The organism is Bradyrhizobium sp. HKCCYLRH3059 (assembly GCF_051168035.1).
Lineage (GTDB): Bacteria > Pseudomonadota > Alphaproteobacteria > Rhizobiales > Xanthobacteraceae > Bradyrhizobium.
Genome location: NZ_JBNPUF010000012.1, coordinates 97,973 through 110,727 on the forward strand (window position 1 = coordinate 97,973; position 12,755 = coordinate 110,727).

17 protein-coding genes are annotated in these 12,755 nt (G+C 64.1%); 11 read left to right on the forward strand and 6 right to left on the reverse strand.

The features are described from left to right. Positions 1 to 75: 75 nt before the first annotated feature. The 9 genes from ACQR13_RS29550 to ACQR13_RS29590 all read left to right on the forward strand — a co-directional run bounded on the left by ACQR13_RS29550 (position 76) and on the right by ACQR13_RS29590 (position 8,173). Entirely contained in the window at positions 76 to 228 is a 153-nt protein-coding gene (locus ACQR13_RS29550; protein ID WP_315717565.1) for an aa3-type cytochrome c oxidase subunit IV, read from the forward strand. A 140-nt stretch (positions 229 to 368) separates the two neighbouring features. Then, entirely contained in the window at positions 369 to 1,496 is a 1,128-nt protein-coding gene (locus tag ACQR13_RS29555) for a Re/Si-specific NAD(P)(+) transhydrogenase subunit alpha (RefSeq protein WP_315717564.1), read from the forward strand. Positions 1,497 to 1,507: 11 nt separating this feature from the next. Continuing rightward, complete coding sequence (locus ACQR13_RS29560; protein ID WP_315717563.1) at positions 1,508 to 1,825, forward strand: proton-translocating transhydrogenase family protein; 318 nt, start codon at positions 1,508 to 1,510, stop codon at positions 1,823 to 1,825. A 45-nt stretch (positions 1,826 to 1,870) separates the two neighbouring features. Beyond that, positions 1,871 to 3,268 (forward strand): NAD(P)(+) transhydrogenase (Re/Si-specific) subunit beta, encoded by a 1,398-nt coding sequence (locus ACQR13_RS29565; RefSeq protein ID WP_315717562.1) that lies wholly within the window; start codon positions 1,871 to 1,873, stop codon positions 3,266 to 3,268. A gap of 18 nt (positions 3,269 to 3,286) precedes the next feature. After that, entirely contained in the window at positions 3,287 to 4,087 is an 801-nt protein-coding gene (locus ACQR13_RS29570) for an alpha/beta hydrolase (protein WP_315753918.1), read from the forward strand. A gap of 103 nt (positions 4,088 to 4,190) precedes the next feature. Beyond that, on the forward strand, positions 4,191 to 5,528 hold the full coding sequence (locus tag ACQR13_RS29575) for a sodium:proton antiporter (RefSeq protein ID WP_316202675.1): 1,338 nt from the start codon (positions 4,191 to 4,193) through the stop codon (positions 5,526 to 5,528). A 115-nt stretch (positions 5,529 to 5,643) separates the two neighbouring features. After that, complete coding sequence (locus tag ACQR13_RS29580; RefSeq protein WP_316175049.1) at positions 5,644 to 6,741, forward strand: calcium:proton antiporter; 1,098 nt, start codon at positions 5,644 to 5,646, stop codon at positions 6,739 to 6,741. A 15-nt stretch (positions 6,742 to 6,756) separates the two neighbouring features. Further along, on the forward strand, positions 6,757 to 7,041 hold the full coding sequence (locus tag ACQR13_RS29585; protein ID WP_315717559.1) for a cupin domain-containing protein: 285 nt from the start codon (positions 6,757 to 6,759) through the stop codon (positions 7,039 to 7,041). A 223-nt stretch (positions 7,042 to 7,264) separates the two neighbouring features. Beyond that, the gene (locus ACQR13_RS29590) at positions 7,265 to 8,173 is read left to right on the forward strand and encodes a hypothetical protein (protein ID WP_316175048.1); all 909 of its coding nucleotides are present in this window, start codon (positions 7,265 to 7,267) and stop codon (positions 8,171 to 8,173) included. A gap of 223 nt (positions 8,174 to 8,396) precedes the next feature. On the opposite strand, the gene rpsU is transcribed toward ACQR13_RS29590, so the two are convergent. From rpsU to purE, 3 genes are all read right to left on the reverse strand, one after another. Beyond that, positions 8,397 to 8,699, reverse strand: a complete 303-nt coding sequence (rpsU, locus tag ACQR13_RS29595; RefSeq protein ID WP_315717557.1) for a 30S ribosomal protein S21 — start codon at positions 8,697 to 8,699, stop codon at positions 8,397 to 8,399. A gap of 166 nt (positions 8,700 to 8,865) precedes the next feature. Continuing rightward, the gene (locus ACQR13_RS29600; RefSeq protein WP_434841614.1) at positions 8,866 to 9,975 is read right to left on the reverse strand and encodes a 5-(carboxyamino)imidazole ribonucleotide synthase; all 1,110 of its coding nucleotides are present in this window, start codon (positions 9,973 to 9,975) and stop codon (positions 8,866 to 8,868) included. Then, on the reverse strand, positions 9,972 to 10,460 hold the full coding sequence (gene purE, locus ACQR13_RS29605) for a 5-(carboxyamino)imidazole ribonucleotide mutase (protein WP_315717555.1): 489 nt from the start codon (positions 10,458 to 10,460) through the stop codon (positions 9,972 to 9,974). The genes ACQR13_RS29600 and purE overlap by 4 nt, the downstream gene beginning before the upstream one ends. Before the next feature lie 87 nt (positions 10,461 to 10,547). Here purE and ACQR13_RS29610 point away from each other — a divergent pair, with 87 nt between their 5' ends. Further along, positions 10,548 to 11,309: a GGDEF domain-containing protein gene (locus ACQR13_RS29610; protein WP_315753908.1), complete on the forward strand. Its 762-nt coding sequence runs from the start codon at positions 10,548 to 10,550 to the stop codon at positions 11,307 to 11,309. Positions 11,310 to 11,353: 44 nt separating this feature from the next. Here ACQR13_RS29610 and ACQR13_RS29615 read toward each other — a convergent pair whose 3' ends face one another. The 3 genes from ACQR13_RS29615 to ACQR13_RS29625 form a co-directional block, all read right to left on the reverse strand. Further along, a complete protein-coding gene (locus ACQR13_RS29615) occupies positions 11,354 to 11,605 on the reverse strand; it encodes a hypothetical protein (protein WP_315717553.1) in 252 nt (83 codons plus the stop codon). 79 nt (positions 11,606 to 11,684) lie between these two features. Continuing rightward, positions 11,685 to 11,897, reverse strand: a complete 213-nt coding sequence (locus tag ACQR13_RS29620) for a hypothetical protein (RefSeq protein ID WP_315717552.1) — start codon at positions 11,895 to 11,897, stop codon at positions 11,685 to 11,687. A gap of 147 nt (positions 11,898 to 12,044) precedes the next feature. Further along, positions 12,045 to 12,251: a YdcH family protein gene (locus tag ACQR13_RS29625; protein ID WP_009028242.1), complete on the reverse strand. Its 207-nt coding sequence runs from the start codon at positions 12,249 to 12,251 to the stop codon at positions 12,045 to 12,047. Between the two features lie 290 nt (positions 12,252 to 12,541). On the opposite strand from ACQR13_RS29625, the gene ACQR13_RS29630 reads away from it, so the two are divergent. Further along, a complete protein-coding gene (locus tag ACQR13_RS29630) occupies positions 12,542 to 12,727 on the forward strand; it encodes a YdcH family protein (RefSeq protein WP_315717551.1) in 186 nt (61 codons plus the stop codon). The last annotated feature ends 28 nt before the right edge of the window (positions 12,728 to 12,755 follow it).

Genomic DNA, 12,755 nt, shown 5'->3' on the forward strand with positions numbered 1-12,755 from the left:
CATGCCAGCCGTTGCCCTTGCATCGGCTTTGGGGTATGCGACCTTAACAAAGCATATTTTCTCTGGGGGACCCCGATGGCAAACCATGGCGAGATCGCCTACTCGACGGCTGACGGCAACGACTATCTGGCGCATGAGGCCACCTACGAGGGCTTCATCAGGCTGGTGAAGTACGGCACGATCGGCGTCGCTCTCATCGTCATCTTGATGGCTATTTTCCTCGCTTAATGTCGCGATCGGCCCGCCGGCATCCCCGCTGGCGGGCCTTCAGCTGACTGCCGAAGCCGATTGCTGACCAGGCGTCACGCTGTAGCCCATGGACGTCCCGCCCTCTTAAAGCTCGCGCGCGCATTCGCGCCGGAGGCCTCATGAAGATTGCCGTCGCCAAGGAAATCGACCCGTTGGAGCCGCGGGTCGCCGCCTCTCCCGACACGGTGAAGAAGTTCAAGGCGTTGGGTGCCGAGATCGCGGTCGAGCCCGGCGCCGGCATCAAATCCGGCCTGCCGGATTCGGAGTTCACGGCGGCGGGCGCAACCGTGAGCGCCGATGCGCTCAAGGACGCCGACATCATCATCAAGGTGAAACGGCCGGAAGCCTCCGAGCTTGCCAACTACCGGCGTGGCGCCTTGGTGTTCGCGATCATGGATCCCTACGGCAACGATACCGCGCTCAAGGCGATGGCCGATGCCGGCATTGCCTCGTTCGCGATGGAACTGATGCCGCGCATCACCCGCGCCCAGGTGATGGACGTGCTGTCGAGCCAGGCGAACCTCGCCGGCTACCGTGCCGTGATCGAGGGCGCCGAGGCGTTCGGTCGCGCCTTCCCGATGATGATGACCGCGGCCGGCACCGTGCCGGCGACCAAGGTCTTCGTGATGGGCGTCGGCGTCGCCGGCCTGCAGGCAATCGCAACCGCGCGCCGGCTCGGCGCCATGGTCTCCGCCACCGACGTGCGCCCCGCCACCAAGGAGCAGGTGGAGAGCCTCGGCGCCAAATTCCTGGCGGTCGAGGACGAGGAGTTCAAGAACGCGCAGACGGCCGGTGGCTACGCCAAGGAGATGTCCAAGGAGTACCAGGCCAAGCAGGCGGCGCTGACGGCGGAACACATCAAGAAGCAGGACGTCATCATCACAACCGCGCTGATTCCCGGCCGTCCGGCGCCGCGCCTCGTCACCATGGAGATGGTGAAGTCGATGCGCCCGGGCTCGGTCCTGGTCGACCTCGCGGTCGAGCGTGGCGGCAATGTCGAGGGCGTCAAGCTCGGCGAGACTGTCGAGATCGACGGCGTCAAGATCATCGGCTACCCCAATCTCGCCGGCCGGGTCGCAGCGTCCGCCTCCGGCCTGTACGCCCGCAACCTGTTTTCCTTCATCGAGACGATGATCGACAAGAAGGAAAAGACACTGGCGGTCAACTGGGACGATGAGCTGGTCAAGGCCACGGCTTTGACAAAGGATGGCGCCATCGTCCACCCGAACTTCCAGCCGAAGGCCTAAGGAGCAGAGCCATGGAACATGTCGTCCAAGCCGTCGACCCCTTCGTCTTCCGGCTGTCGATCTTCGTGCTGGCTGTGTTCGTCGGCTACTTCGTGGTGTGGTCGGTGACGCCGGCCCTGCACACGCCGCTGATGTCGGTGACCAATGCGATCTCCTCGGTGATCGTGGTCGGCGCGCTGCTGGCGGTCGGCGTTCCCATGCTCTCGAGCGGCAGCGGTCTGGCGCGAGCGTTCGGCTTCGTCGCGCTGATCTTCGCCTGCGTGAACATCTTCGGCGGCTTCCTCGTCACCCAGCGCATGCTGGCGATGTACAAGAAGAAGTCCAGGTAACAACGCCGCACGACGCGGGATGACAGGCACAACGGGGCATCTGCAATGAACGCCAATCTGTCGGCACTCCTTTATCTCGTGGCAGGTGTGCTGTTCATCCTGTCTCTTCGCGGGCTGTCGAGCCCGGCCTCGAGCCGGCAAGGCAACTTCTTCGGCATGGCCGGCATGGCGATTGCGGTCGCCACCACCCTGGCCGGGCATCCACCGGCGGATGCGATCGCCTGGGTGCTCGTCATCCTCGGCGTTGCGATCGGCGGCGGTATCGGTGCGGTGATTGCGCGCCGGGTGCCGATGACGTCGATGCCCGAGCTCGTGGCGGCGTTCCATTCGCTGGTCGGCATGGCCGCGGTGCTGGTCGCCGCCGGCGCGTTCTTCGCGCCGGAAGCCTTCGACATCGGCACGCCCGGCAACATCCATCCGCAGAGCCTGGTCGAAATGTCGCTCGGCGTCGCCATTGGCGCGCTGACCTTCACCGGCTCGGTCATCGCCTTCCTCAAGCTGTCCGCGCGGATGAGCGGTGCACCGATCATCCTGCCGGCGCGCCACATCATCAACATTGCGCTCGCGGTCGCGCTCGTCTTCTTCGTGGTCCGCCTGGTGATGACCGGCGGCGGCTTCGACTTCCTGATGGTGACGCTGCTGGCGCTGGCGCTCGGCGTGCTCATGATCATCCCGATCGGCGGCGCCGACATGCCGGTCGTGATCTCGATGCTGAATTCCTATTCGGGCTGGGCCGCGGCCGGCATCGGCTTCACGCTCGGCAATTCGGCGCTGATCATCACCGGCGCGCTGGTCGGCTCGTCCGGTGCGATCCTGTCCTACATCATGTGCCACGCGATGAACCGGTCCTTCATCTCGGTCATCCTCGGCGGCTTCGGTGGCGAGACCGCAGCGGCCGGCGGGGCGACAGGCGAGCAGAAGCCGGCCAAGCTCGGCTCGGCCGACGACGCCGCCTTCATCATGAAGAACGCCTCCAAGGTCATCATCGTCCCCGGCTACGGCATGGCGGTCGCCCAGGCGCAGCACGCGCTGCGCGAGATGGCCGACACGCTGAAGAAGGAAGGCGTCGAGGTGAAATACGCGATTCATCCGGTCGCGGGCCGCATGCCCGGCCACATGAACGTGCTGCTCGCCGAAGCCAACGTTCCCTACGACGAGGTGTTCGAGCTCGAGGACATCAACTCGGAATTCGCCCAGGCCGACGTCGCCTTCGTGATCGGCGCCAACGACGTCACCAATCCGGCGGCCGAGGAGGACAAGTCCTCGCCGATCTACGGCATGCCCGTGCTGCAAGTCTGGAAGGCCGGCACCGTGATGTTCATCAAGCGCTCGCTCGCCTCGGGCTATGCCGGCATCGACAATCCGCTGTTCTACCGCGACAACACGATGATGCTCCTCGGCGACGCCAAGAAGATGACCGAGAACATCGTCAAGGGCATGTAGCCCACGGCGTCGGGAGCCATGACGTTTCTGAAATGGCTCCTGATCGTCCTGGCGGCGGTCTACGGCATCGTGCTTGCGGCCCTGTTCGTCCGCCAGCGTGCGATGCTGTTTCCCATTCCGCCGGTCGGCCGCACGGCACCGGCTGCAGCCGGGTTTCCTCAGGCTGAGGAGCATGTGCTGACCTCGGCCGATGGCGAGCGGGTCATCGTCTGGCATGTGCCGGCGAAGCCGGGCCGCAAGGTCGTTCTGTACTTCCCGGGCAATGGCGATTTTCTTGCCGGCGTGGCGTCGCGCTTCAAGGCGCTCACGGCCGACGGTACCGGTCTCGTTGCGCTTTCCTATCGCGGCTATGCGGGGTCCAGCGGCAGTCCCAGTGAGCCCGGGCTGCTGCAAGATGCCGCAGTCGCCTATGCGTTCACGACAGAGCGCTACGAGGCGGGACGGATCGTCGCCTGGGGCTTTTCCCTCGGCAGCGGTGTCGCCACCGCCATCGCGACGGAGCACCCGATCTCCAAGTTGATCCTCGAAGCCCCTTATACGTCGACCGTGGACGTCGCCTCCGCGATGCTCAGGGTCGTCCCGGTCAGCCTGCTGATGCGCGACAGCTTCCATTCCGACCAGCGCATCGCCAATGTGCATGTGCCGCTGCTGATCATGCATGGCGAACGGGATCCGGCGATTTCGATCCGCTTCGGGGAACGATTGTTCGCACTTGCGCATGACCCCAAGCGCTTCGTACGGTTTCCCGGCGGCGGACATAACGACCTGGATCTTTTCGGTGCGACTGAGACGGCAAAGAGCTTCATCGACAATCCGTAACGTCCGTGGATCGCGGTGGCTGGCCCTGCGCGGGACCATCCTGCTCCTTGTCTTTGGGAGCCTGCCGGTGCAGGCGCATGCGGCCGGGCTGAACGGCTCCGCGATGACCTGGCCGTTCGCGCTGCCGTTCGCGGGACTGCTGTTGTCGATTGCGCTCGGGCCGCTGCTGTTTGCCAGGTTCTGGCATCATCACTACGGAAAGATCGCCGCGGCATGGGCCTTGGTGACGTTGGCGGCGTTGACCTGGAATGCAGGGCTCGGCACGGCGCTCGACGCCTTCGTCCACGCGCTGCTCGCCGAGTATCTCAGCTTCATCGTGCTGCTGTTCGCCCTCTATACGGTGGCCGGCGGCATCCTGGTGACCGGCGACATCAGAGGTACACCTGCGACAAATACGGCCATCCTGGCACTCGGCACGATCATCGCGAGCGTCGTCGGCACGACGGGCGCCGCGATGATCCTGGTGCGCCCCCTGATCCGCGCCAATCTGAGCCGGCCGCATAATGTGCATGTGCTGATCTTCTTCATCATTCTGGCCGCCAATGTCGGTGGTGCACTGAGCCCGCTCGGCGATCCACCGCTGTTCGTCGGTTTTCTGCGTGGTGTCGACTTCTTCTGGACGACGCAACATCTCTGGCTGCAGACCGCGATCGTCGCCGGATTGCTGCTCATCGTCTTTGCCGCTACCGACTGGTGGCGCTTCCGCGCGGAGAAGCTTGCGTCGCAAGCGTCCGTAACAAGGGAGCCGGTGCGCATTCGCGGCCTCATCAATGTCGTTTTGATCGCCGCGATCGTTGCCAATACGCTGCTATCGGCGACCTGGAAGCCGGGCATCTCCTTCGACGTCTTCGGCACGCATGTCGAGCTTCAGAACCTCGTGCGCGATGCCGTCCTCGTGGCGATCGCCGGACTGTCGCTGTGGCTGACGCCGGACGAGCACCGCGAGGCGAACGGGTTCAACTGGGAGCCGATTCGAGAGGTCGCCAAACTGTTCGCGGCGATCTTCACCGCGATCGTCCCGGTCATCGCCATGCTGAATGCGGGGCGCAGTGGCTCTTTCGGCTGGCTCTTGGACGCCGTGACGACACCCGCCGGCGCGCCGCGGGAGGTCGCCTATTTCTGGTTCACCGGGCTGATGTCGGCCTTCCTCGACAATGCCCCGACCTATCTCTTGTTCTTCGAATTGGCGGGCGGCGATCCCAAGGTGCTGATGGGCGAGCTCTCGGGAACGCTGGCGGCGATTTCGATGGGCGCAGTCTACATGGGCGCGCTGACCTATATCGGAAATGCGCCGAACTTCATGGTCGCAGCGATCGCCACTGAGCGCGGCATCAAGATGCCGAGTTTCTTCGGCTACATGTTGCGGGCAGGTGCAGTCCTCATTCCGCTGTTCGTGCTGCTGACCGTGCTTCCGATCCATCCGCTGCTCAGCCCGCATTGACCTGATCGACGGCACTTTCAGAGACCGTCCTGGTTGACCCTGTCACGGCCGGACCGCGTGACGATCGCCTCGCGGTCGCGCATAGTCGGACAGAACGGATCGAAGGACGCGAATCATGAGCGTGAAGGGCGCAACGCCCGCATCATCGGTGATCTTTCCCGGCCTGGCGGTCGCGCTCGTCGCGATCGTCACGGCGACGCATTATGACTTCACGCCTTCGGCCGCCGGCGTGGTCTTCGCCGCGGTGCTGCTGGTGATCCTGTTCGGCACGGTGTTCGCGGCCGTGCACCATGCCGAGGTGATCGCGCATGAGATCGGCGAGCCGTTCGGCACGCTGCTCCTGACCCTGGCGGTGACGGTGATCGAGGTGGCGCTGATCGCCACCATCATGCTCGGCGACAAGGCTGCGCCCGCGCTGGCCCGCGACACCGTGTTCGCGGTCGTCATGATCGTGTGCAACGGCCTGGCCGGCATCTGCATCTTCATCGGCGGCGTGCGCTATCGCGAGCAGGACGTGCTGGTCTCCGGTGCCAATCTGTATCTCAGCGTACTGTTCACGATGGCAACCATCACACTGGTGCTGCCGAATTATACCTTGACGTCGCCTGGTCCGGTGTATTCTGCCGTGCAGATCGCCTTCGTCAGCGTCGTGACGATCCTGCTCTACGCGGTGTTCCTGTATACGCAGACCACCCGCCATCGGGATTATTTCGTCGGCGGCTCGGCTGGGTTCGCCGATGACGATGTCCGGCTGCCGCGTGCGAAGCTGTTGCTCAGTGTCGGGCTGCTGCTGGTCGCACTGCTCGCTGTGGTCCTGCTTGCCAAGAAGTTCTCGCTGGTGGTCGACGCCGGCGTTGCCGCAACGGGGGCGCCGCAGGCGGTCGCAGGCGTGCTGGTGGCGCTGTTGATCCTGCTGCCGGAGAGTGTCGCCGCCCTCTCGGCCGCCCGCGCCAACGACCTTCAGAAGAGCATCAATCTCGCGCTTGGCTCCTCGCTCGCCACCATAGGGCTGACCATCCCGGCAGTGGCGGTCGCCGCCCATGTGCTCGACAGGCAGCTCGTCCTCGGGCTGGACCCGCAGGGAACAGTGCTGCTGGTCCTGACCTTCGTCCTGAGCATGCTGACCTTCGGCACCGGACGGACGAACATCCTGTTCGGGCTGGTGCACATGGTGGTGTTCGCGATATTCGTGTTCCTGCTCTTCGTCCCCTGATTCAAGAGATCCCCCATGCTCAGCGCTCAGTCCGACGTCCAGGTCGATACGCCCGAAGTCCGCGTCACGGAGTGGCGGCTATTGCCCGGCAGTGCCACGGGGCGCCACGTTCATGAGATGGATTACGTGATCGTGCCGGTCACAGCGGGCGAGATGACGATCGTGGCGCCGTCCGGCGAGCGCTCGAAGGCGCAGCTCGCGGTCGGCAAATCCTATTTCCGAAAGGCCGGTGTCGAACACGATGTGCTGAACGAGACCGGTTCCGAGATCGTTTTCCTCGAAGTTGAATTGAAGCCGTAACCAATTGTTTACCGGGATGCCGCTGATTGTGGTATCTTGAGCCGGCGATCCGGAAGCTGTGGCAACACCCTCGGATTGCTGGCTCCGGTTTCAAAGGATTTCAGGAAACGACTTTTCGGCGGTCGCGTCTGCGCGGAGTGCAGTCTGCGAGCTTCGGAAGGTGTGGGATGGTCCCTTAATTGTGCCTCAAAGTTCCCGCAAATACCGCGCGGGAGTGGTCAGCATGCTGAAATATCTCACAAAGTTCGCCATGGAGATCATCCCGTCGGTGGTTGCCACCATCATCGGGGCCTACATCGTCAATCACTACATCAACACCAAGCCGGACTCGCCGCCATCGACCGTGGCGTCGGTGGCGTCGGCTGCCTACGCCAAGCTCACCGGCTCAAAGAGCGACGCTCCGAAATCCACGGGCAAGGGGACCGACCCTGCCAAGCTGGAAGCGAAGGCCGATCCCAAGTCTGACGCCAAGCCGGCGGAAACGTCGAACGAGGTCTCGAGCATTCCCGCTCCCGGCATCAAGGCCAAGGGCGTGTCCGAGAAGTCGCTGGCCGACAAGGCTGCAGAGAAGGCGGTCGAAGTGAAGCCGGCCGAAACGGCGAGCCTCCCGGCCGATCCGCAGGCCTCGCGCCATCCCGCGTCGCCGCGGGAAAAGCTGATTGCGCGCGGTACTCCGGCCGAGGCCCCAGCGACCCAGCAGGAAGATCGCCGGGATGCCGCTGATCTCGCCCGCGCGGCGATCGAGCGGTTGCGCGCGAGCGAAGGTACCGGCAAGGCGGCTGTCGAGAAGCCGTCGAGCGACGCACCCCGGGGCGCTGGCGAGGCGCCGCGCATCGCGACCGTCGCGCCACCGGTGTCGCCGGTCCGTCCGCTGCCGCCGCCCGTGACGGTGTCTGCGCCACCGGTCGAGCAGGGCTTTGCCTTGCCGTCGGCCTCGAGCCCGCCCTACACGGGATCATTGCAGCCGGACGGGCGCCCGACGCCTCCGGCGGAGATCCCTGTCCAGCAGTTGCGTCCGCTCGACCTGCGCGCCGACAAGACTGATCCATCGATCAAGGACCAGATGTCCAACGTGGCGCAGGACATGATGTCCGCAGCCAAATCGGTGTTCCACTCGGTGTTGCCGAAATAGCTGACCGAATCGTTCGCCGACGTGATCGAGGCGGTGGGCCCGGGCGGTCTGCCGCTTTTTCTTTGGAGTGGCGAACTATGCAGCGATGCCAGGAGTGGCGGCGCAACCCGGATTGACCCCGGTCGCCGGATGGCAGGAGGCGTGAAATCAAAGAGAGGCGCCCAAAACAAAAACGCGAGCCAAAGGCCCGCGCTTCAGACGACGTCAGATCAATCTGGCCAGATCAGCGCGGCGCGCTGGGACGGGCACCTGCACCCGGACCACGACCAGCACCACGGTCGCCGCCGGGGCCAGCGCCGAACACCGGCTTCGGCTTCATCGGCAGCAGGCCTTCACGCTGCAACTTCTTGCGGGCCAGCTTGCGCGCGCGACGCACGGCTTCGGCCTTCTCGCGGGCTTTCTTCTCGGACGGCTTCTCGTAATGGCCGCGAAGCTTCATCTCGCGGAAAATGCCCTCACGCTGCATCTTCTTCTTGAGCGCCTTGAGGGCTTGATCGACATTGTTATCGCGAACGAGAACCTGCACGCGGCATCCTCTTTCTCAGTCTATCGGTTTGAAATCTGGTGAAGCCAGGGCTGGCAGATGGCCGCGCCCTTGACCTTGAGCGCGCCCGTGTATCAGAGGACATCCTCGCTGTCCACCCGCTGACGGGCTCTTGACCGCAAGTTTAACCTCGCCGGAGCGGTTTATTTCAGCCCTGCCTCGGCGGCAGTGGCGAGACCTGGGTCACATGCCCCATCTTGCGGCCCGGACGAGCGGCGCCCTTGCCGTAGAGATGCACGGTGGCGCCAGGAACCGTGAGCCACTGCTCGTAGCTGTCGATCTCGTCCCCGATCAGGTTCGTCATCGTGACGTGACCGTGGCGCAGCGGCTTGCCGAGTGGCCAACCGGCGATCGCCCGGATGTGCTGTTCGAATTGGGAAATCGAGGCGCCATCGAGGGTCCAGTGGCCGGAATTATGCACCCGCGGGGCAATTTCGTTGACCAGGACGCCTTGAGTGGGACCGTCCGACACCACGAACATCTCCACGGCCAGCACCCCGACGTAGTCGAGGGCGGTGGCGATCCGGCTGGCAATGTCCCTGGCCTCGTCGGCGAGCGCATCAGGGATACGCGCCGGCGCCCGCGACACCTTCAGGATGTGATCGCGATGCTCGTTCTCGGTCACGTCGAAGCACTCGACCTGACCGTCGGCCGCTCGGGCCGCCACGACCGAGATCTCGCGCTCGAACGGAACGAACGCTTCGAGGATGGCCGATTTGGTGCCGAGCTCGGCCCAGATCCGCTCGAGATCGTCACCCTGGTGGATCTTGATCTGACCCTTGCCGTCATAGCCAAATCGCCGCGTCTTCAGCACGGCCGGTAAGCCGATCCGGAACGCAGCTTCGCGCAAGGTGGCGACCGAGGACACATCCGCATAGGGCGCGGTGCCGATGCCCAGCGAGGTGACGAAATCCTTCTCGGTGAGGCGATCCTGGGTGGTCTCGAGCGCCGAACGCCGCGGCAGCACCGGGCGTCTGGCCGCCAGCACCATGGCCGCAGCCGAGGGGACGTTTTCGAACTCGTAGGTGACGACGTCGACATCATTGGCGAACAGCTCGAGCGCCTCGACGTCGGCATATTCGGCGCAGGTTGCGTTCAGCACGACGTCGAAGGCGGGGGAGTCCGGGTCCGGCGAGAACACTTGGCAGCGCAGCCCGAGCCGCGCCGCAGCAAGCGCCAGCATGCGGCCGAGCTGGCCGCCGCCGAGAATACCGATGGTGTCGCCGGGCTTGAGCTTCACCCGATTGGAGTCGGTCACGCCGTGCCCTCCGGACGTTCGGCGATCGCATTGGTCTGCGCCTGGCGCCAAGCCGACAGACGGCTGGCAAGCGCGGAGTCCGAGAGAGCGAGCACGCTGGCCGCCAGCAGCGCTGCGTTAATGGCGCCGGATTTGCCGATGGCGAGCGTTCCGACCGGAATTCCGGCCGGCATCTGGACGATGGAATACAGCGAATCGACCCCCGACAGCGCCTTCGACTCGACGGGAACGCCGAACACGGGCAGTTCCGTGAGCGAGGCCGTCATACCCGGCAGATGGGCGGCGCCGCCGGCACCGGCGATCACGACCTTGTAGCCCGCCGCCTTGGCACCCTTGGCGAAAGCATACAGCCGGTCCGGGGTGCGGTGCGCCGAGACGATCCGGGCGTCGTAGCTCACGCCCAGGGCGTCAAGCGTCTCGGCGGTATGGCGCATGGTATCCCAGTCCGACTGGCTTCCCATGATGATGGCGATCGGGGCGGTCATGACCTCAATTCTTCTCGGGAATCCATCAGCATGGGCCGGAGTATAGGATCGGTCCTGACAGCGGCAAGCCATGGCATGGAGGTCCGAATGGACTATCCTGTCTTGGTCAAGCCCGGCAAGCCCAAACGATGGCGCGGCAGGTGTCCGATGAAAAAGAAGCGCATGGCGGCCGCGTGGCGAGCCGGGAAGCGAAGAACCCGCTACCGTCATCGGCCTTCGCGGCGCGCGCGGGCTCCTGAACCCGGTTCCGTACCGGCAGGCGCGCGGCACACGATCCGACGCCTCAAGGCGGAGTTGGCGACAGCACAGGCCCGGATCGCCGAGCTGACGGCCTCCGCTGAGCGCGATTTCCTGCTCGACATCTTTAATCGTCGCGGCTTCGCCCGCGAACTCCATCGTTCCATCGCCTTCATCAAGCGCTACGACGCGACCGGTGCTCTCATCGTGCTCGACGTCGATCGGCTGAAACCGATCAATGATACGTTCGGCCATGCCGCCGGTGATGAGGTCCTGAAGGCGGTTGCGCGTGTCCTCGGCGAGCATGTCCGATCCTCCGACGTGATCGGTCGGCTCGGCGGCGACGAGTTCGGCGTGCTGCTCTGGCACCTCAGCGCGGCGGACGCACATGCCAAGGCGACGGAGCTGGAACAGGCCATCGACAGCCTGACCTTCACCTTCGGCGATCAGACCGTGCGTGCCGGCGCGTCGGCCGGGATCGCCCTTCTCGACAAGCGCGTCAACCCAGTACGTGCGTTGGAGGAAGCCGACCGTGCGATGTATATGCGCAAGGCCCAGCGGAGGTACGAGAGCCCCGCGCACGGCACGGCCCTGTCGGGCGACCAGCGGTGACGCTCGTGGGCCGTCCGCTCCGATGACAGAGCTGTGCACGGCGCTCACAACTCGCCGAGATCGTCGGGCAACTCGCCGAACTTGTGCAGCAGCCGGGCGTCGCAGAATTCCCCCAGCAAGGGATCTCCGCTGCGGCTGAAGGCAATGGCGCCGATGTTGTCCGGCAAGCGCGACATCGCTTCGGCACGACGCAGCGCTGCGGACGAGCTCTGACATTCCTCGGCCGCGCCTGCGACCAGCATCCCAGTCTCGTCCCGTCTGAACGGCATGGCGACGTAATAGGTGATGTCAGGCATTGCACGCACCTCCCGGCCTTCGTCGAAGCTGCGAGCGAGCGCGGTGGCAATCGTCCGGAGAGCCTCGACGGCCTAGGGCTCAGGCCGCATTGTTCTGCGCATCGTCCGAAATGGTGTTGGGCATGCAGCCGCAGGAGATTGCCGCCCGCAGCTCCTGCAGCTCCAGCTCGAGATACTCGTTCGCCATGATCAGCGCCTTGATCGTGGAGCGCAGATTGCCGTCGCACATCGCGATGGCTTGGTCACAGGCCTGTTCATAGAGGCGATCCTGTGGGGAGAAGGAGGCGGGCATCACAACCATCCTTGTTGTCGTCAGGAGTTACGAGGGACTGGTCCGATTGTTCTCTTTTTGTTCTTATTGTCAAGGCGCTTCGGCAAATCCTGCACCGCTGTTGCGTATTGCTTGTGTGCATACGGTCAGCCGTGCTGACGCTTCGCCTCAGGCGATGATGTCGGGCGTGATCTGGTCTTCGATGAAGGCGATCCGATCGCGTAGCAGAAGCTTCCGCTTCTTCAGTCGTTGCAGCCGCAACAAATCGGGGGCGGGCGATTGATGCAAAGCGTCGATCGCCGCGTCGAGATCGCGGTGCTCCTGCTGCAGGCGCGCGAGTTCGGCCTGCAGTTCGCGCTCGTCTTGGTCAGCCATGATCTATGATAGCAAAAAAGCGGAAGGAAGTGGAAAGCCTTGCGAAGGCGGGCGCAAATATTGCGCCTGCGAAGCTGATAAGCAAGTCGCACTCCTCGAGATCGGTGCAGCTGTCCCGTGAATTTCGGGTTGGCGCCGGCTTTAGATTCGTCCGGATCTGCTCACGCTTCGTTACACACGGCGCTCAAATTTGCATGTGCGGTCTTTTGGCCCCATCGACAGGTCAAGCGACTTGTGTACACTCATTAGCCCTGGTCGAATCTCAGGTTCACCTACCGAGGAGGTTTCGAATGGCCATTCAGGCGCATCTCGTTGAACTGGAGCGTAAGCATAAAGTTCTTGAAAACGAATTGCATCAAGCTCTCCTGCATCCATCGACGGACGACCTGCGAATTGTCGAACTGAAGCGACGCAAACTGATGGTGAAGGATGAGATCGAGCGCTTGAGACAGGTAACCAGCGAAACACTTCACTGACATGTGACCATCATCCGCCGTACCATCT

What these genes read in the sequence shown, in the direction of transcription:
- ACQR13_RS29550 (WP_315717565.1), top strand. Translation starts at nt 76, where the DNA reads ATGGCAAACCATGGCGAGATCGCCTACTCGACGGCTGACGGCAACGAC.
- ACQR13_RS29555 (WP_315717564.1), top strand. Translation starts at nt 369, where the DNA reads ATGAAGATTGCCGTCGCCAAGGAAATCGACCCGTTGGAGCCGCGGGTC.
- ACQR13_RS29560 (WP_315717563.1), top strand. Translation starts at nt 1,508, where the DNA reads ATGGAACATGTCGTCCAAGCCGTCGACCCCTTCGTCTTCCGGCTGTCG.
- ACQR13_RS29565 (WP_315717562.1), top strand. Translation starts at nt 1,871, where the DNA reads ATGAACGCCAATCTGTCGGCACTCCTTTATCTCGTGGCAGGTGTGCTG.
- ACQR13_RS29570 (WP_315753918.1), top strand. Translation starts at nt 3,287, where the DNA reads ATGACGTTTCTGAAATGGCTCCTGATCGTCCTGGCGGCGGTCTACGGC.
- ACQR13_RS29575 (WP_316202675.1), top strand. Translation starts at nt 4,191, where the DNA reads ATGACCTGGCCGTTCGCGCTGCCGTTCGCGGGACTGCTGTTGTCGATT.
- ACQR13_RS29580 (WP_316175049.1), top strand. Translation starts at nt 5,644, where the DNA reads ATGAGCGTGAAGGGCGCAACGCCCGCATCATCGGTGATCTTTCCCGGC.
- ACQR13_RS29585 (WP_315717559.1), top strand. Translation starts at nt 6,757, where the DNA reads ATGCTCAGCGCTCAGTCCGACGTCCAGGTCGATACGCCCGAAGTCCGC.
- ACQR13_RS29590 (WP_316175048.1), top strand. Translation starts at nt 7,265, where the DNA reads ATGCTGAAATATCTCACAAAGTTCGCCATGGAGATCATCCCGTCGGTG.
- purE (WP_315717555.1), bottom strand. Translation starts at nt 10,460, where the DNA reads ATGACCGCCCCGATCGCCATCATCATGGGAAGCCAGTCGGACTGGGAT.
- ACQR13_RS29610 (WP_315753908.1), top strand. Translation starts at nt 10,548, where the DNA reads ATGGACTATCCTGTCTTGGTCAAGCCCGGCAAGCCCAAACGATGGCGC.
- ACQR13_RS29615 (WP_315717553.1), bottom strand. Translation starts at nt 11,605, where the DNA reads ATGCCTGACATCACCTATTACGTCGCCATGCCGTTCAGACGGGACGAG.
- ACQR13_RS29620 (WP_315717552.1), bottom strand. Translation starts at nt 11,897, where the DNA reads ATGCCCGCCTCCTTCTCCCCACAGGATCGCCTCTATGAACAGGCCTGT.
- ACQR13_RS29625 (WP_009028242.1), bottom strand. Translation starts at nt 12,251, where the DNA reads ATGGCTGACCAAGACGAGCGCGAACTGCAGGCCGAACTCGCGCGCCTG.
- ACQR13_RS29630 (WP_315717551.1), top strand. Translation starts at nt 12,542, where the DNA reads ATGGCCATTCAGGCGCATCTCGTTGAACTGGAGCGTAAGCATAAAGTT.